The organism is Siccibacter colletis (assembly GCF_000696575.1).
Classification (GTDB): domain Bacteria; phylum Pseudomonadota; class Gammaproteobacteria; order Enterobacterales; family Enterobacteriaceae; genus Siccibacter; species Siccibacter colletis.
Genome location: NZ_JMSQ01000012.1, coordinates 1 through 17,857, shown reverse-complemented (window position 1 = coordinate 17,857; position 17,857 = coordinate 1). Strand labels below are relative to the sequence as shown.

The window sequence follows — 17,857 nt, the reverse complement described above, 5'->3', positions numbered from 1 at the left end:
GCGGTAAAGCGAAACTTTGACTATGAGGCGAACGGCGAGGCTATAAAAATGCATAAAAAAAGCCCCGGCTTTTCAGCCGGGGCTTCGATACGGTGATTACCGTTAATTAGCCTTCACGCGGGCCACGGCTGGCACGCTTACGGTCGTTTTCCGTCAGGTGACGTTTACGGATACGTACGGAAACCGGGGTAACTTCTACCAGTTCGTCGTCATCGATAAACTCCAGCGCCTGCTCCAGCGTCATTTTGATCGGCGGAACCAGGGTGGTGGCTTCGTCAGTACCGGAAGCACGCATGTTGGTCAGCTTCTTACCGGTCAGGCAGTTTACGGTCAGGTCGTTAGAACGGCTGTGAATACCGATGATCTGGCCTTCGTAAACTTCAGCACCGTGACCGAGGAACAGCTTACCGCGGTCCTGCAGGCCGAACAGCGCAAACGCAACCGCTTTACCCTGACCGTTGGAGATCAGCACGCCGTTCTGACGCTGACCCACTTCGCCCGGACGCACGTCGTCGTAGTGGCTGAAGGTGGAGTACAGCAGACCGGTACCGGAGGTCATGGTCATGAATTCGTTACGGAAGCCGATCAGGCCACGGCTTGGGATCACGTAGTCGAGACGTACGCGGCCTTTGCCATCCGGATCCATGTTTTTCATGTCGCCTTTACGCTCACCCATCGCCTGCATCACAGAGCCCTGATGCTGCTCTTCGATATCCAGGGTCACGTTCTCGAACGGCTCCTGCTTGCGGCCTTCGAATTCACGGAAGATAACTTTCGGACGGGAAACCGCCAGCTCGAAACCTTCACGACGCATGTTTTCGATCAGTACGGAGAGGTGAAGCTCACCACGACCGGATACGCGGAACGCGTCAGCGTCTTCGGTTTCTTCAACGCGCAGCGCAACGTTGTGCACCAGCTCTTTGTTCAGGCGGTCGAGGATCTGACGTGAAGTCACGTACTTACCTTCTTTACCACAGAACGGAGAGGTGTTGACGTTGAAGAACATGGTTACGGTCGGTTCATCAACGGACAGCGCCGGCAGCGCTTCGACGTTCTGCGGATCGCAGATGGTGTCGGAGATGTTCAGCTCGCCCAGACCGGTGATCGCGATGATGTCGCCCGCTTCCGCGAGTTCGCTGTCGATACGCTCCAGACCGAGGTGGCCCAGTACTTTACCGACTTTACCGTTACGGGTTTTGCCTTCGCTGTCGATGACAGTAACCTGCTGGTTCGGCTTAACTTTACCGCGCTTGATGCGGCCGATGCCGATCACGCCCAGGTAGTTGTTGTAGTCCAGCTGAGAGATCTGCATCTGCAGCGGGCCGTCCAGGTCAACGTTCGGCGACGGTACGTGGTCGACGATAGCCTGATACAGCGGGGTCATGTCGTCCGCCATGTCAGTGTGGTCCAGACCCGCGATGCCGTTCAGCGCAGAAGCGTAAACGATCGGGAAGTCCAGCTGCTCGTCGGTCGCGTCGAGGTTAACGAACAGGTCGAAGACCTGGTCAACAACCCAGTCAGGACGCGCGCCAGGACGGTCAACTTTGTTGATAACAACAATTGGCTTCAGACCGTGGGCAAACGCCTTTTTGGTCACGAAGCGCGTCTGCGGCATAGGGCCATCCATTGCGTCAACGACCAGCAGTACTGAGTCAACCATGGACATTACACGTTCAACTTCGCCACCGAAGTCGGCGTGGCCGGGGGTATCAACGATGTTGATACGGAAATCATTCCATTTGATAGCGGTGTTCTTAGCGAGGATGGTAATCCCACGCTCTTTCTCCAAATCGTTGGAGTCCATCACACGCTCGGTGGTTTCCGCACGTTCGCTGAACGTACCAGACTGTTGGAGCAGCTTATCAACCAGGGTCGTTTTCCCATGGTCGACGTGCGCGATGATGGCGATGTTACGCAGATTTTCGATCACAACTTTGCCTCAGGCATTAGAAATAGCGCGTTATTGTACACGGATTAATCGCAGGACTGAACAAGATCACAAAGATCCTTCGCAAACAAGTATTGCAGGAGGGCTTTGTGATCCTTTTCACGCAGCAAACGTGCGCCCACTAACGCAAATTGCACCAATGCAGTGCCCATTTTTTACACAAAGGCACTATATTGGTGCAATCTGTCCACGGTGGTGCAGCTCGTTTGCACTATGGTGCGCATGATAGCGCCTTTTTAAGGTAATTTGAAAGTTGGCACACTTTTCGCTTTATCTACATCAGAGCGAGAACGCCACTTTGATACAGTGTTTGAAAACCTCGTTACCACGACGACAATGACAAAATCCGGGAGAGTGCAAGTATGTCCGCTGAACACGTTTTGACGATGCTGAATGAACATGAAGTGAAGTTTGTCGATTTACGCTTCACCGATACTAAAGGTAAAGAGCAGCACGTCACGATCCCTTCCCATCAGGTTAATGCTGACTTCTTCGAAGAAGGCAAAATGTTTGATGGCTCCTCGATTGGTGGCTGGAAAGGTATCAACGAATCCGACATGGTGCTGATGCCTGACGCTTCTACCGCTGTCATTGACCCGTTCTACGAAGAACCTACACTTATCATCCGCTGCGACATCCTTGAGCCGGGCACCATGCAGGGCTACGACCGCGATCCGCGCTCCATCGCGAAACGCGCTGAAGAGTACCTGCGCTCTACCGGTATCGCTGATACCGTGCTGTTCGGGCCAGAGCCGGAATTCTTCCTGTTCGACGACATCCGTTTCGGCAGCTCCATTTCCGGTTCTCACGTGGCTATCGACGATATCGAAGGCGCATGGAACTCCGGGACCAAATACGAAGGCGGCAACAAAGGCCACCGTCCGGGCGTGAAAGGCGGTTACTTCCCGGTTCCGCCGGTTGATTCCTCTCAGGACATCCGCTCCACCATGTGTATGGTGATGGAAGAGATGGGCCTGGTGGTTGAAGCGCACCACCACGAAGTAGCTACCGCCGGTCAGAACGAAGTGGCGACCCGCTTCAACACCATGACCAAGAAAGCGGACGAAATTCAGATCTACAAATATGTGGTTCACAACGTCGCGCACCGCTTCGGTAAAACCGCGACCTTCATGCCGAAACCGATGTTTGGCGATAACGGCTCCGGTATGCACTGCCACATGTCCCTGTCAAAGAACGGTACTAACCTGTTCTCTGGTGACAAATATGCCGGTCTGTCCGAGCAGGCGCTGTTCTACATCGGCGGCGTGATCAAACACGCGAAAGCCATCAACGCCCTGGCGAACCCGACCACCAACTCCTACAAGCGTCTGGTTCCGGGTTACGAAGCACCGGTTATGCTGGCGTACTCAGCCCGTAACCGTTCCGCTTCTATCCGTATTCCGGTCGTTGCCTCTCCGAAAGCACGTCGTATCGAAGTGCGCTTCCCGGACCCGGCGGCTAACCCGTACCTGTGCTTCGCGGCACTGCTGATGGCCGGCCTTGACGGTATCAAGAACAAAATCCATCCGGGCGAAGCGATGGACAAAAACCTGTATGACCTGCCGCCGGAAGAAGCGAAAGAGATCCCACAGGTTGCTGGCTCGCTGGAAGAAGCCCTCAACGCCCTGGATCAGGACCGCGAGTTCCTGACCGCCGGTGGCGTGTTCACCGACGACGCTATCGATGCTTATATCGCGCTGCGTATCGAAGAGAACGACCGCGTGCGCATGACGCCGCACCCGGTTGAGTTTGAACTGTACTACAGCGTGTAAGTTGCCCGCAGCGCGCGTTCATCGCCGCTGCGAATAACAACGCGAAAGATTTTTTGTTGCCGTGGAAACTTTTGGCCCATCTTCGGATGGGCTTTTTTCTCCGCAACGAACGGATACCAAAGGATGATTCAGTAAGGCGTTATTGTTTGTCATCGCACGCGCTGGGGACAAATAACATAGCCTTACTGAACCGATTGCCTATAATGCACTAAATTGGTGCAAACCCTGGGAGACTGCTGGATGGCAACAGGCGCGCTACCCGATGCCGGGCAGATCCTCAATGCGTTAATTAACAGCATCCTGCTGGTCGATGATGACCTGGCGGTGCATTACGCCAACCCGGCAGCGCAACAGCTGCTGGCGCAGAGTTCACGCAAACTTTTCGGCACGCCGCTGCCGGAGCTTCTGAGCTACTTCTCGCTCAATATTCATCTGATGCAGGAGAGCCTCAACGCCGGCCAGGGCTTTACGGATAATGAGGTCACGCTGGTCATCGACGGGCGTTCCCATATTCTCTCCCTGACCGCGCAGCGCCTGCCGGACGGCTTCATCCTGCTGGAGATGGCGCCGATGGATAATCAGCGTCGCCTCAGCCAGGAGCAGCTTCAGCATGCGCAGCAGGTGGCGGCGCGCGATCTGGTGCGCGGCCTCGCCCACGAGATTAAAAACCCGCTCGGCGGATTGCGCGGTGCCGCGCAGCTGCTGACCCGCGCCCTGCCCGATCCGTCGCTGACGGAGTACACCAACGTAATTATTGAGCAGGCCGACCGCCTGCGTAATCTGGTGGACAGGCTGCTGGGGCCGCAACAGCCGGGCATGCACGTCACCGAGAGCATTCACAAAGTCGCAGAGCGGGTCGTGAAGCTGGTGTCGATGGAGCTGCCGGAGAACATCACCCTGGTGCGCGACTACGACCCGAGCCTGCCGGAGTTCGCGCACGATCCCGATCAGATTGAGCAGGTGCTGCTCAACATCGTGCGCAATGCCTTACAGGCGCTGGGCCCGGCGGGGGGTGAAATCGTGCTGCGCACCCGCACTGCGTTTCAGCTCACGCTGCACGGCACCCGCTACCGGCTCGCCGCGCGAATTGATGTGGAAGATAACGGGCCGGGCATTCCCGCGCATCTGCAGGACACGCTCTTTTATCCGATGGTCAGCGGCCGCGAAGGCGGCACCGGGCTGGGGCTGTCCATTGCCCGCAGCCTGATTGACCAGCATTCCGGAAAAATCGAATTTAACAGCTGGCCGGGTCATACCGAGTTTTCGCTCTACCTGCCCATTCGTAAATAGAGGTCTTTATGCAACGAGGGATAGTCTGGATCGTCGATGACGATAGCTCCATTCGCTGGGTGCTGGAACGCGCACTGACCGGCGCCGGTTTAAGTTGCACCACCTTTGAAAGCGGTAATGAGGTGCTGAACGCGCTGACCACCAAAACCCCGGACGTGCTGCTGTCGGATATTCGTATGCCGGGCATGGACGGTTTAGCGCTGTTAAAACAGATTAAGCAGCGCCACCCGATGCTGCCGGTGATCATCATGACGGCGCACTCTGACCTCGACGCCGCGGTGAGCGCTTATCAGCAGGGCGCGTTCGACTATCTGCCAAAACCTTTCGATATCGACGAAGCGGTGGCGCTGGTGGAGCGGGCGATCAGCCACTATCAGGAGCAGCAGCAGCCGCGCAACGTGCAGGTGTTCGGCCCGACCACCGATATCATCGGCGAAGCGCCGGCGATGCAGGATGTGTTTCGTATTATCGGCCGTCTGTCGCGCTCGTCCATCAGCGTGCTGATTAACGGCGAGTCCGGTACCGGTAAAGAGCTGGTGGCCCATGCGCTGCATCGCCACAGCCCGCGGGTGAAAGCCCCGTTCATCGCGCTGAACATGGCGGCGATCCCCAAAGATTTGATTGAGTCCGAGCTGTTCGGCCACGAGAAAGGCGCGTTTACCGGCGCGAACCAGATCCGCCAGGGTCGCTTCGAGCAGGCCGACGGCGGGACGCTGTTTCTGGATGAGATCGGCGATATGCCGCTGGATGTGCAGACGCGTCTGCTGCGCGTGCTGGCCGACGGGCAGTTCTACCGCGTCGGCGGCTATGCGCCGGTGAAAGTCGATGTGCGCATCATCGCCGCGACGCACCAGAACCTTGAACTGCGCGTGCAGGAGGGGAAATTCCGTGAGGATCTGTTCCACCGCCTGAACGTGATACGTGTTCACCTGCCGCCACTGCGCGAGCGTCGGGAAGACATTCCGCGCCTCGCCCGTCACTTCCTGCAGATCGCGGCAAAAGAGCTGGGCGTAGAGGCGAAGCTGCTGCATCCCGAAACCGAAGCGGCGCTGACGCGTCTCGCCTGGCCGGGCAACGTGCGCCAGCTGGAAAACACCTGCCGCTGGCTGACAGTGATGGCGGCGGGTCAGGAAGTGCTGATTCAGGATCTGCCGCCGGAACTGTTTGAAACCTCGGTGCCGGATAACCCGTCGCAGACGCTGCCGGACAGCTGGGCGACGCTGCTTGCCCAGTGGGCGGATCGCGCGTTGCGCTCCGGCCATCAGAATCTGCTCTCCGAGGCGCAGCCCGAAATGGAGCGCACCCTGCTGACCACGGCGCTGCGTCATACCCAGGGCCATAAACAGGAAGCGGCACGGCTGTTGGGATGGGGTCGCAACACCTTAACCCGTAAGCTCAAAGAGTTAGGCATGGAGTGATCCAGCGTCGGGAATTAACGCCAAAAACTGCTGCTATTTTGTACTTTACTGCGGCAGCAAGTTGCGTATGATCGGGCGCGTTCACGGGAAGGGTTTTTGAGGGTTGTATGCTGGAATCACTATTACATATGGCATCCAGCAGCGCTGAAGTTGGCGCTGCCGCAAGCCACACGCCGCAGACGGCAATCGCCGCGATTCTGTGCGCGGCGCTGGTTAACTTTTTGAGTTAACCGCAGCAGGAGAGGGCTTCCCTCTCCTGCTTTCCCGCTTAGATCACCCGCGAGAACTGCTGCAAGCGCGCTTTCTGACGCAGATAAACGTCAAAGCACATGCAGATATTGCGGATCAGCAAGCGCCCTTTTGGCGTTACCACTATCTCCGCCTCGTTCACGTCCACCAGCCCGTCTTTTGCCAGCGGGGCCAGCAGCTGTAAATCTTCCGCAAAATAGTCCGCCACGCGGATATCCCATTCGCGTTCAATCTCCGCATAAGTCAGGCGGAAGTTACAGATCAGCGATTTAATCACGTCCCGACGGATACAGTCGTCGCGGGTCAGGGCCAGCCCGCGCCACAGAGCGTTACCCTGTTCGTCGACCTGCTGATAGTAGCGCTTGAGCTCTTTCTGGTTCTGGGCGTAGCAGTCACCCAGCATGCTGATGGCCGAGACGCCCATTCCCAGCAGATCGGTGTCGCCCTGGGTGGTGTAACCCTGGAAATTACGGTGCAGCACCCCTTCGCGCTGGGCAATCGCCAGTTCGTTATCAGGACGGGCGAAATGGTCCATACCGATAAACTGATAGCCGGAGGCGGTAAGCGAGGTGATGGTCTGCTGAAGAATATCGAGCTTCTGCTGCGCGGACGGCAGATCGGCGTCTTTGATTTTACGTTGGGCGGCAAACAGCGTCGGCAGGTGCGCGTAGTTAAACACGCTCAGGCGATCCGGATTAAGCTCCGCCACGCGCTGCAGCGTAAAGGCAAAGCTTTCCGGCGTCTGTTTCGGCAGACCGTAGATTAAATCGATATTGGTCGAGGTAAAGCCGATATCGCGCGCGCGACGCAGCAGCGCGAAGATGAAGTCTTCATCCTGCTCGCGGTTGACGAGGCGCTGCACCTCTTTGTTGAAGTCCTGCACCCCCATACTCAGGCGGTTGAAACCTTCGCTGCGCAGATGGTCCAGCACGTCCAGCTCGATTTCGCGCGGGTCAACTTCGATAGAGATTTCAGCATCGGCGTTAAAGTTGAAATTACCGCGCAGCAGCGCCATCAGGCGGCTGATTTGCGCCTTGTTCAGGTAAGTCGGGGTGCCGCCGCCCCAGTGCAACTGGCTGACGTGACGCCCGGTAAACAGCGGCGCGCGATGAAGAATCTCCTGCTCCAGCGCATCAAGGTACTGGTCGGCCTTGTGCTGCTGGCGGGTGACAATCTTGTTGCAGCCGCAGAAGTAGCAGAGCTTGTGGCAGAACGGAATATGAACGTACAGCGAAAGCGGGCGTTCAGGATAACGGGCCACCGCCTGGCGGAAATCGGCTTCGCCAAACTGTTCAGAAAACTCAAGTGCGGTGGGGTACGAGGTATAACGCGGCCCGGAATAGTTATACTTCTGGATCAGGGCCAGATCCCAGTCGATCAACTGCTCAGACATGCTTACTCCTTCCGATGATGCCGCGGACGGGTACGGCGTGCCGGTCTTGCCGCACCACGCGTAAGGAGCCGGCTGCGCAACCAATGCTTTTGCCGCGACAGCCGCTGTAGTTTACCGAATAACCACACCAGGTAACATACTATTGGTAAAACAATGAGCAGAACGGTCAGGCCCATAGGGGAAACCGTTAGTTTCCGCCTTTCAGCAGGCGCATCAGATCGTCTTCGCGCTCTTCTGGCTCTTCTTCGTCATCGTCATACGACAGACCCAGCTGCTGCATCAGGGCATCGATACGGTCCAGCTTCTCATCAACCCAGGTTTGCTCTTCCGCGCTCAGGGTTTCACCCTCTTCCAGGCGCTCAAGCAGCCCATCCAGACGGTCGTCATTTTCCAGCATTTCCAGTTCAGCCTGCGGTGATAACATTTTTTTCTCACTCTTCGGTTGCTGCTGCTTTTTGACAGGCGCCTCGGTCACGCCCAGTTGAATGGGTTTCTTGCTGCCGATACGGGGATCCTGACCCTGCGCGCCGCGACCGCCTTTCTTCTGCTGCTCGGTACCGCCTGCAGCACGACTACCGGCGGCATGGCCACGATGCTTCTTCTCACGCTTACGGTCACGCGCTTCCTGATTGATTTCTTCGCGTGTTTTACGACGCGCTTTCGCCGGGGCTTTGCCACGCGCTGGGGATGGTTGTTTCATAGAAGGTCGTCTTCGGCTGTTTTATAAAGTATAGAATTGCGGCGGAATCTAGCAGAAAGCAAGAAAAGAAAAAAGGCGACAGAATAAACTGTCGCCTTTTTTACTGACCTTGCACCCGCGAAGGGCGCGTTCATCCTTGTGTGCTGTCGACAAACCTTGTCTTTCCGTATGCTGCCAACGTTCCCTGTCAGGTTCCTTTTCCGTTTGCTGACGTCTCCGACGTTTGCCATCCTGGCTTTTCCGCGCTTCGTCTCCGTGACGTTTCCTGCCTGCTCGTCCTGAACCTGTCCTTTATGAGCATCCCCGCTCTGTGAGAACAACTTTACCGTTACTGACGAAACTAACAACCCTGCCGCTGGGTTTTTACGGCAAATTAGGACAGTTCTTTATCGCTAAACGGATGTTATTTAGATAAAAAATTCATAACCAGACATGAGATTTGTCTCAAATATCGCCGCTAACAACGGGGCAATGTCTCACAGCAAAGCGGGGGAATGACGGAACCGCGCCTGCAATCAGCCACGGTCTTTTCTGTGGCTTCAGGTATAATCGCCGGAATGCTTATCCCCAGACGGAGAGAACCGTTTTGACTACCTGGAATTACCAACAGACGCACTTTGTCACCAGTGCGCCGGACATTCGCCACCTTCCCTCCGATACCGGTATTGAAGTGGCCTTCGCCGGGCGCTCCAACGCCGGCAAATCAAGCGCCCTGAATACCCTGACCAATCAAAAAGGCCTGGCGCGTACCAGTAAAACGCCGGGACGCACCCAGCTTATCAACCTGTTTGAAGTGGCTGACGGTAAGCGTCTGGTCGATCTTCCGGGCTACGGCTTCGCCCAGGTGCCGGAAGAGATGAAAATCAAATGGCAGCGCGCGCTGGGTGAATACCTGGAAAAACGGCAATGTCTGCAAGGCCTGGTGGTATTGATGGATATTCGTCATCCGCTGAAAGATCTCGATCAGCAGATGATTGAGTGGGCGGTAGCCAGTGAAATTGCGGTGCTGGTTCTGCTGACCAAAGCCGATAAGCTTGCCAGCGGGGCGCGCAAAGCGCAGCTGAACATGGTGCGCGAAGCGGTACTTGCCTTCCAGGGAGACGTGCAGGTTGAAGCATTTTCGTCACTGAAAAAACAGGGCGTGGATAAGCTGCGGGCTAAACTGGATAGCTGGTTTAACGATCTGCCGCCGGTGACTGAAGACACTGATTCCGGCGAATAAGCGAAGACGCGTGGACAGGCTCCTCGCGTCATTTTACCGGGCTACGCCCAATAAAAAACGCCCCAGTCAGTACTGACTGGGGCGGCTAAAATATTCAGCCAAATCCGATTACGTGAAGTAAAAGGTCTGAAAGATAGAACATCTTACCTCTGTACCCTACGCGAATAACTCTACCGCTTTTTCTGGGTCACACAAAGCACTTTTTGTAGTTTTTTTTCACTCTTTACATAGCAATTTCTAATGATTATCACAAAAAGCTATTAGTTATGTTGCTAAGTTACAGAATAGCGACAGGGTAAGACGCACCCTTAGTGCGCCCGATCCCAGTTTTCACCGCTGCCTACTTCCACCAGCAACGGCACGTCCAGCTTCATGGTGTTTTCCATCAGTTCATGAATCTTTCTGGATACTGTTTCTACGTCGTCTTTATGCACTTCGAACACCAGTTCATCGTGTACTTGCATAATAAGCTGCACGCGCGGCTTTTCGCTCTCCAGCCACTTATCAACGTCGATCATAGCGCGCTTGATAATATCCGCCGCCGTCCCCTGCATCGGGGCGTTGATTGCCGCACGTTCCGCACCGGCGCGGCGCGCCGCGTTGCTGGAGTTAATATCCGGCAGGTAGAGACGACGCCCGTCCAGCGTTTCAACATAACCCTGCTCTTTCGCCTGTTTACGGGTGCGCTCCATGTACTCCAGCACGCCCGGGTAGCGCTCAAAGTAGAGATCCATATACTTCTGCGACTCTTTACGGGAGATATTCAACTGGCGCGACAACCCAAAAGCGCTCATGCCGTAGATCAGACCGAAGTTAATGGCTTTGGCGCTGCGACGCTGTTCGCCGGTGACCTGTTCAAGCGACATGCCGAACACTTCCGCTGCGGTGGCGCGGTGAATATCCAGCCCCTGCGAGAAGGCATCCAGCAGGCCTTTATCGCGCGACAGATGCGCCATAATGCGCAGCTCAATTTGCGAGTAGTCCGCTGAAACGATGACGTAATCCTGCGGCGCAATAAACGCCTGACGAATGCGTCGTCCTTCGTCGTTACGCACCGGAATGTTCTGCAGGTTCGGATCGGTGGACGACAGACGCCCGGTCGCCGTGACCGCCTGGTGATAAGAGGTGTGTACCCGGCCGGTTTTCGGGTTAATCATCAGCGGAAGCTTATCGGTATAGGTCGATTTCAGCTTCGCCAGCCCGCGATATTGCAGGATGACTTTCGGCAGCGGATAGTCCAGCGCCAGCTCCTCAAGCACCTCTTCAGAAGTGGACGGCGCGCCACCCGGCGTTTTCTTCAGCGGCTTGATGCCCTGCTTTTCAAACAGAATGGTTTGCAGCTGCTTGGTCGAGGAGAGGTTGAACGGTTCGCCGGCAATCTCATGCGCCTTCTGCTCAAGCTCGGCCAGACGCAGCGTGATCTCTTCAGAGTGCTTATGCAGCACCGCCGGGTCGATTTTAACGCCGTTGCGCTCGATGCGTGACAGCACCGGCACCAGCGGCATTTCGATTTTTTCAAATACCGCGCGTGGACCCGCCTCTTTTTGCAGCTTCGGCCACATTTTAAGGTGCAGCTGCAGCGTGACGTCCGCGTCTTCGGCGGCATAAGGCCCGGCCTGCTCAAGGGCAATCTGGTTAAACGTCAGCTGGTTTTTGCCCTTGCCGGCAATCTCTTCAAAGGTGATGGTTTTGTGCTTCAGCAGGCGCTCCGCCATGGAGTCCATATCGTGGCGCCCGGAGACGCTGTTAAGAATGTACGACTCCAGCATGGTGTCGAAGGCGATACCGCGCAGTTCGATACCGTAGTTCTGCAACACGCCGCGGTCGTATTTCAGATTCTGGCCGACCTTAAGTGCATTTTCATCTTCAAGCAGCGGCTTCAACAGCTCAAGGGCGCGCTCGCGGGAAACATGATCCGGCGCGTCCAGGTAGTCATGAGCGACCGGCAGGTACGCCGCATCACCCGGTTCGATAGCAAAGGAAACGCCCACCAGATTAGCGGAGTGATTATCCAGACTGTCGGTTTCCGTATCGAAAGCGAACAGCGGCGCTTTTTTCAGGCGCGCAATCCAGGCCTGCAGCGTCTCTTCATCCAGAATGGTGACATAGTTTTCCTGGGAGAGCGCCACGGCCGGTTCGTCCGGCTCTTCATCAATCACGATGGTCTCTTGTGGCTTCGCGGCGGGTTTAGCGCCTTTTGCCTGCAGCCACTTGCCCGCTTCAACGTCAGCAGTCCAGCGTTTGAACTCGTAGCGCCTGAACATCTCCATCAGCGCCCCGGCCGCCGGCTGCTGCACTTCCAGCTGCTCGGCGCTCAGCTCCAGTTCAACATCGGTTTTGATGGTCGCGAGCTGATACGAGAGATACGCCACGTCTTTATTGTCGGCCAGTTTGGTCGCCATCGTTTTGGCACCGCGGAAGCTGAGGGTCGCGATCTTCTCGGGTTCGCCGTAGAGGGTATCCAGGCCGCCAAGACCCTGCAGCAGCGCCTGGGCCGTTTTCTCGCCCACGCCCGGCACGCCAGGGATGTTATCTGAGGAGTCACCCATCAGGGCAAGGAAGTCGATGATCAGCTCAGGCGGTACGCCATATTTCGCTACCACCTCTTCCGGGCCGAGAATGGTATTAGTCATGGTATTAATGAGGGTGATACCTGGCGTAACCAGCTGCGCCATATCTTTATCGCCGGTACTGATGAGCACCGGACGCCCTGCTTTTTCCGCTTCACGCGCCAGCGTACCGATGACGTCATCGGCCTCGACGCCGGATACCGCCAGCAGCGGCAGGCCCATGGCTTTGACCATCTCATGCAGCGGTTCGATCTGCGCGCGCAGGTCGTCCGGCATCGGGGGACGGTGAGATTTGTAGTGTTCAAACAGCTCGTCGCGGAAGGTTTTACCCTTGGCATCAAACACGACCGCCGCATGAGTCGGCTGGTACTGCATGATCAGGCTGCGCAGCATGTTCAGCACACCGTACATTGCCCCTGTCGGCTCGCCGGTGCTGTTAGTCAGCGGCGGAAAGGCGTGGTAGGCCCGGTAAAGATAAGAGGAACCATCAACGAGGATAAGGGGGTTTTGTGGGATCTGAACCATAGTGTCCATGCCTGTTTATCAATATATGGCCTAAAGGATGCCATAGACCGTAGTCAAACATGAACTTTTACGCCCAAAGAATTGCCGTTCAGGGTGCCGCCTCGCAGAACAACCCTGTGGATAACTTTGTGCACAAAATCATAAGCCTTTAATAATACAGCGTTATTATCGGAAGAAATAATAAAATTCCATTTTTAAATCAGTAGCTTATGCGATAAATGACTTTGCTAATGGTTTCATATCGCGCCATTATTTTTGTGGATATAAATTATATTCAGAATAAAGCTTACTTTTTTGGCGAACGTTAATCACAGCGTAAAGGTTATCTTCGGCTACCACGTTGTTTTTCATCTTCTGTTAAAATCCGCGCTCCCAATTTTTAGTGAACGCCATGTTCCTTTCATCCGATCATTTGAATATGTTACGACTTCGCGCTGCGATTACCCTGCTAGTAAGTATTATGCTGGCCATTCTTGTCACGGTGCTCTGCGCCCTGCCCATTATTCTGGCCGGTATCGTTAAATTACTGCTTCCGTTGAAACCAGTCTCAGAACGCATTTCCCGCTTCTGCGATGCCATGATGTATTGCTGGTGTGAAGGGCTGGCGGTATTACTTCATCTTAATCCACGTCTGAAATGGGATGTTCAGGGACTGGATGAGCTAAACAGAAATAACTGGTATTTGCTGACCGCTAACCACCACAGCTGGGCGGATATCGTTGTGCTTTGCGTGTTGTTCCGCAATCATTTACCGATGAATAAATATTTCCTGAAGCAGCAGCTGGCCTGGGTCCCTTTTATTGGGCTAGCCTGTTGGGCGCTGGATATGCCTTTTATGCGCACATATTCAAGAAGTTACCTTTCAACGCATCCTGAACGTCGCGCGCAGGATATTGAAACCGCCCGTCGATCATGTGAGAAATTCCGTAGTCGTCCCACCACGATTGTTAATTTCGTGGAGGGTACACGCTTCACCCCGGAAAAGCATGTACGGCTGCGCTCCCCCTGGCGTCATCTGCTTCCACCTAAAGCGGCAGGAATTGCCATGGCATTAAGCGTGCTGGGGTTACAATTTGATAAACTGGTAAACGTAACGCTCTGCTATCCGCAAAACGATGCCACACCCTTTCTCGATATGTTGTGCGGCAGGCTTACGCGGGTGGTGGTCCGCATACAGTTAATTCCGGTGGATGAAACATTGCGGGGCGATTATCAAAACGATGCGTCTTTTAAGCATAACTTTCAGTGCTGGCTGAACAGGTTATGGCATGAAAAAGACATGCAGCTGGAAAAGATAAAAACGGAATACAAAAAAGCCGGTCATTGACCGGCTTTTATTATTATTTTTTCTCAACCAGCTGTTTAACGGTATCAGCGTACTGCATGATAAACGCGTCCATATTACTGGTGTCCATGCCCTGCGGGTTAATCTGGTATTTCCCGTTGACGTACATCGCCGGTACACCCTGAAGCTGCAGGTCGGCAGCGGCTTTTTCCTGCTGTGCGACCAGAGATTTCACCACAAAGCTGTTCCACGCGGCGTCATACTCTTCCGGCTTCACGCCAGCATCGATGAACACTTTGCGGATATCCGCCACGGTCTGCACGGTCTGGGTTTTCTGGATGCCATTGAACATTGGCGTGGTGATTTTATCTTCCACACCCAACGCCATCGCGACTGCCCATGCCTGCGTCAGCTCTTTACCCAGCGGGCCCAGGAACTCAACGTGGTATTTCGTCATTTTGGTGCCTTCTGGCAGCTTTTTCTTCACGCTGTCAGATACGTGCAGCACCTGCTCGAACTCGTAGCAGTGCGGGCAGTAGAAAGAGAAGAACTCCAGCACCTGCGGCTCGCCATTAACCGGCTTATCCAGCGTAATGTACTGTTTACCGTCCGTGATCTGCGCCGCGGAAGCGCTGAATGCCAGAATCATACCTGCCAGCGCCAGCCAAATCTTTTTCATAAATAACTCTCTCCTGAAGATGGGTGATTAATACATTGGCGTTAGTTGTAAAGGTGGTTCGCGGAGCACGTTGATTTGCTCAGCAAAAGTTGCCGTCTGCCGGCGCCAGTAATCTTCTCCGGTAAGCCAGGGGAAGTTTCTGGGGAAAGCAGGATCGTCCCAGCGCCGAATAATCCACGCCAGATAATAGACTAACCGCATCGCGCGTAAAGGCTCAATCAGAGCAAGCTCCTCAGGATTGAATGGGCAAAACTCTTCATAGGCTTCGATAATAGTTTCAAGCTGCATCCGCTGTTCGGCTTTATCGCCGTTAAGCAGCATCCACAGGTCCTGTACTGCCGGGCCGTTGCGCGCATCGTCCAGATCGACAAACAGCGGGCCGTCGCGCCAGAGAATATTACCGGGATGACAGTCGCCGTGCAGGCGCAGCATGGTAAAGCGGCTATGCCACTGGCCCATAACTTCATCGATAAGCGCGTCGGTTGTTTTCAGGAAATCATCTTTCAGGGCAGCGGGAACGAGAGCGCTCTGTTCAAACAGCTGGCGCGGCTCCAGAAGGTACTCTTTGATACCAATATCGGGACGATGTTGAAAGCGCGACCGGCGACCGGTCTGATGAATCCGGCCCAGATAACGTCCGACCCACTCCATCTGATCGAGGTTATCGGCTTCATACTGGCGCCCACCGAGGCTTGGGAATACGGCAAAATAATAGCCCTGATGGGTAAGTACGCTCCGGTTTGCGAAGCGCAGCGGCGCAGCAAGCGGAATTTCATCGATCTCTAGTTCATGAGCAAACTGATGTTCTTCGGCGAGCTGTTCGGCATTCCAGCGCTGAGGACGATAAAACTTCACCACGTAGCGGCGTCTGTCTTCATCCTGAAACTGATAAACGCGGTTCTCGAAACTGTTAAGCGGCGTAAGCCCGGAGTCCACTCTGATCCCCTGCTCAAATAGCGCGTCGAGAATGGTATCCGGGTTTAAGGTCTGGAAAGTAAAAGCAGTGTCAGTCATCCCGTGTTCCGGAAATTACAGCGAATGTCTGAGAATATCATTTCCGGAAAGCAGCGGGCGTTTCTCTTACAAGGTTTTACTCTTTAATTACCCCACGCGCGCGCAGCAATGCCGTTTTGAAATCCTCTTCATAATCCTTTTGAATGCCCGGTATGACAGCATCTTTGGCGCTGTCGCGCATTTTCAGCTGATAAATAAGGATGTCGTCGGTGAGATCGGCAAGCTCGCCGGTATAACCTGACTCTGTCGCAAGTTTCTGTAAGAATTGCATCAGGTTCAGATCGGGCTCTTTTTGCCAGGCGGGCTGAAGCAGTTCGATAACCTCGTTCAGGCGTTTGCATTTCATAGTGGTGCTCCTTTGACGTGATAAAGACACGTTATCAGGCTCATACCCACAATAAAAGAGGAGATATTTCGTTGGCAAAAACCTATCTCACTGGCGTGGTGCTGGCTGGCGGGCAATCGAGCCGCATGGGAGGAGAAGATAAAGGGCTGATTATGTTACGTGGCAAACCGCTGTGGCAGCATGTAGCCGGGCGGCTTGTGATGCAAACCGATGCGATTCTTGTCAGTGCTAATCGCCATCTTGAGCAGTACCGTGCCGCTGGTTATCCGGTGATTACCGATGCGCTGACAGTTTTTCAGGGGCCGCTGGCTGGAATGCTGGCAGTAATGCAGACGTCTGACAGTGAGTGGTATCTTTTTTGCCCCTGTGATACGCCATTTATTCCCGACGACCTGGCGGTACGGCTTGAAGCTGATCGTAACGCAGCGCCTGCGGTGTGGGTTAACGATGGTGAACGTGACCACCCGGCAATCGCTTTAGTGCATCATTCTCTGGCGGCGGAGCTATCAGTATATTTAGAACAGGGTGAGCGACGCGTAATGGCATTTTTACGCCAGAATGGCGGACATAGCGTCCTTTTCCCTGCAAATGCCGCTGCATTCGCCAACGTTAACACGCCTGACGATCTCAATCGCTGGGAGGGAAAATGATCCCCCTTCTGGCATTTTCCGCCTGGAGCGGCACCGGAAAAACGACGCTCCTGCAGCAGGTCATATCGCTTTTATGTGAGCGTGGAGTACGCCCGGGGTTGATTAAACACACGCATCATGACATGGACATTGATACGCCGGGCAAAGACAGTTATCTGCTGCGTAAAGCCGGAGCGGCGCAAACGCTTGTCGCCAGCCAAAAACGATGGGCATTGATGACTGAAACTCCTGATGAGCAGGTGCTGGATCTGCGTTTTCTGGTAAACCGAATGGACGCATCAACGCTGGATGTTGTTCTGGTTGAAGGTTTCAAGCATGAGCCCATTCCCAAAATCCTGCTTTTTCGCCAGGCAGCTGGTTATAGCGAATCAGCGTTAGAAATAGATGAATTTGTACTGGCGGTTGCCAGCGATGTACCGCTTGAAGTTAACGTGCCGGTGATCGATCTCAACCAGCCTGAAGAGGTAGTACGTTTCGTGATGGCATGGTTCGAGAAGCAAAAGGTCTGATCGTTTAATTGCCGGTTACGGCGGTGCCTGGGTGACAGGCCTGAAAAGTACTTGCAGACGACCTGCCGGGACGTTTTCAGAAATACAAAAGCAAAAAACCCTCAGCTTTCGCTGAGGGTTCTTTAATTTGATGCCTGGCAGTTCCCTACTCTCGCATGGGGAGACCCCACACTACCATCGGCGCTACGGCGTTTCACTTCTGAGTTCGGCATGGGGTCAGGTGGGACCACCGCGCTACAGCCGCCAGGCAAATTCTGTTCGCTTACCGCCTCGCGGCCATAAGCTTT

16 protein-coding genes and 1 rRNA gene are annotated in these 17,857 nt (G+C 54.8%); 8 read left to right on the top strand and 9 right to left on the bottom strand.

Annotated features, from left to right (window positions below; all coding sequences use genetic code 11):
- Nucleotides 1-106: 106 nt before the first annotated feature.
- Nucleotides 107-1,930, bottom strand: a complete 1,824-nt coding sequence (gene typA, locus ET34_RS0114445) for a ribosome-dependent GTPase TypA (protein WP_031523202.1) — start codon at nucleotides 1,928-1,930, stop codon at nucleotides 107-109.
- 380 nt (nucleotides 1,931-2,310) lie between these two features.
- Here typA and glnA point away from each other — a divergent pair, with 380 nt between their 5' ends.
- From glnA to ET34_RS22575, 4 genes are all read left to right on the top strand, one after another.
- The gene (gene glnA / locus ET34_RS0114440) at nucleotides 2,311-3,720 is read left to right on the top strand and encodes a glutamate--ammonia ligase (RefSeq protein WP_031523201.1); all 1,410 of its coding nucleotides are present in this window, start codon (nucleotides 2,311-2,313) and stop codon (nucleotides 3,718-3,720) included.
- 240 nt (nucleotides 3,721-3,960) lie between these two features.
- Nucleotides 3,961-5,010 carry a nitrogen regulation protein NR(II) gene (gene glnL / locus ET34_RS0114435; RefSeq protein WP_031523200.1) on the top strand — a complete coding sequence of 350 codons (1,050 nt, stop codon included), beginning with the start codon at nucleotides 3,961-3,963 and terminating at the stop codon, nucleotides 5,008-5,010.
- A gap of 8 nt (nucleotides 5,011-5,018) precedes the next feature.
- Entirely contained in the window at nucleotides 5,019-6,428 is a 1,410-nt protein-coding gene (gene glnG / locus ET34_RS0114430; protein ID WP_031523199.1) for a nitrogen regulation protein NR(I), read from the top strand.
- Between the two features lie 107 nt (nucleotides 6,429-6,535).
- Entirely contained in the window at nucleotides 6,536-6,658 is a 123-nt protein-coding gene (locus ET34_RS22575; RefSeq protein WP_152548398.1) for a YshB family small membrane protein, read from the top strand.
- 38 nt (nucleotides 6,659-6,696) lie between these two features.
- Here the strand turns inward: ET34_RS22575 and hemN are convergent, their stop codons facing one another.
- Together hemN and yihI are read right to left on the bottom strand one after the other, a co-directional pair.
- Complete coding sequence (hemN, locus tag ET34_RS0114420; protein ID WP_031523198.1) at nucleotides 6,697-8,070, bottom strand: oxygen-independent coproporphyrinogen III oxidase; 1,374 nt, start codon at nucleotides 8,068-8,070, stop codon at nucleotides 6,697-6,699.
- Between the two features lie 187 nt (nucleotides 8,071-8,257).
- The gene (gene yihI / locus ET34_RS0114415; RefSeq protein WP_031523197.1) at nucleotides 8,258-8,770 is read right to left on the bottom strand and encodes a Der GTPase-activating protein YihI; all 513 of its coding nucleotides are present in this window, start codon (nucleotides 8,768-8,770) and stop codon (nucleotides 8,258-8,260) included.
- A 586-nt stretch (nucleotides 8,771-9,356) separates the two neighbouring features.
- Here yihI and yihA point away from each other — a divergent pair.
- The gene (yihA, locus tag ET34_RS0114405; protein WP_031523193.1) at nucleotides 9,357-9,992 is read left to right on the top strand and encodes a ribosome biogenesis GTP-binding protein YihA/YsxC; all 636 of its coding nucleotides are present in this window, start codon (nucleotides 9,357-9,359) and stop codon (nucleotides 9,990-9,992) included.
- A gap of 94 nt (nucleotides 9,993-10,086) precedes the next feature.
- On the opposite strand, the gene spfP is transcribed toward yihA, so the two are convergent.
- Both spfP and polA read right to left on the bottom strand, forming a co-directional pair.
- Complete coding sequence (spfP, locus tag ET34_RS23245; RefSeq protein WP_071892919.1) at nucleotides 10,087-10,134, bottom strand: small protein SpfP; 48 nt, start codon at nucleotides 10,132-10,134, stop codon at nucleotides 10,087-10,089.
- Nucleotides 10,135-10,300: 166 nt separating this feature from the next.
- The gene (polA, locus tag ET34_RS0114400) at nucleotides 10,301-13,087 is read right to left on the bottom strand and encodes a DNA polymerase I (protein WP_031523191.1); all 2,787 of its coding nucleotides are present in this window, start codon (nucleotides 13,085-13,087) and stop codon (nucleotides 10,301-10,303) included.
- Between the two features lie 418 nt (nucleotides 13,088-13,505).
- Here polA and ET34_RS0114395 point away from each other — a divergent pair, with 418 nt between their 5' ends.
- Complete coding sequence (locus tag ET34_RS0114395; RefSeq protein WP_031523189.1) at nucleotides 13,506-14,414, top strand: acyltransferase; 909 nt, start codon at nucleotides 13,506-13,508, stop codon at nucleotides 14,412-14,414.
- 13 nt (nucleotides 14,415-14,427) lie between these two features.
- Here ET34_RS0114395 and dsbA read toward each other — a convergent pair whose 3' ends face one another.
- The 3 genes from dsbA to ET34_RS0114380 form a co-directional block, all read right to left on the bottom strand.
- Nucleotides 14,428-15,051, bottom strand: a complete 624-nt coding sequence (dsbA, locus tag ET34_RS0114390) for a thiol:disulfide interchange protein DsbA (RefSeq protein WP_031523187.1) — start codon at nucleotides 15,049-15,051, stop codon at nucleotides 14,428-14,430.
- Nucleotides 15,052-15,078: 27 nt separating this feature from the next.
- Nucleotides 15,079-16,065 (bottom strand): serine/threonine protein kinase, encoded by a 987-nt coding sequence (locus tag ET34_RS0114385; RefSeq protein WP_031523185.1) that lies wholly within the window; start codon nucleotides 16,063-16,065, stop codon nucleotides 15,079-15,081.
- 76 nt (nucleotides 16,066-16,141) lie between these two features.
- On the bottom strand, nucleotides 16,142-16,411 hold the full coding sequence (locus tag ET34_RS0114380; protein WP_031523183.1) for a YihD family protein: 270 nt from the start codon (nucleotides 16,409-16,411) through the stop codon (nucleotides 16,142-16,144).
- 125 nt (nucleotides 16,412-16,536) lie between these two features.
- On the opposite strand from ET34_RS0114380, the gene mobA reads away from it, so the two are divergent.
- Nucleotides 16,537-17,061 carry a molybdenum cofactor guanylyltransferase MobA gene (mobA, locus tag ET34_RS0114375; RefSeq protein WP_236633875.1) on the top strand — a complete coding sequence of 175 codons (525 nt, stop codon included), beginning with the start codon at nucleotides 16,537-16,539 and terminating at the stop codon, nucleotides 17,059-17,061.
- Nucleotides 17,058-17,570 (top strand): molybdopterin-guanine dinucleotide biosynthesis protein MobB, encoded by a 513-nt coding sequence (mobB, locus tag ET34_RS0114370; protein WP_031523180.1) that lies wholly within the window; start codon nucleotides 17,058-17,060, stop codon nucleotides 17,568-17,570. The genes mobA and mobB overlap by 4 nt, the downstream gene beginning before the upstream one ends.
- Nucleotides 17,571-17,702: 132 nt before the next feature.
- On the opposite strand, the gene rrf is transcribed toward mobB, so the two are convergent.
- Nucleotides 17,703-17,818: ribosomal RNA gene (rrf, locus tag ET34_RS0114365) — 5S ribosomal RNA — on the bottom strand.
- Nucleotides 17,819-17,857: the final 39 nt, after the last annotated feature.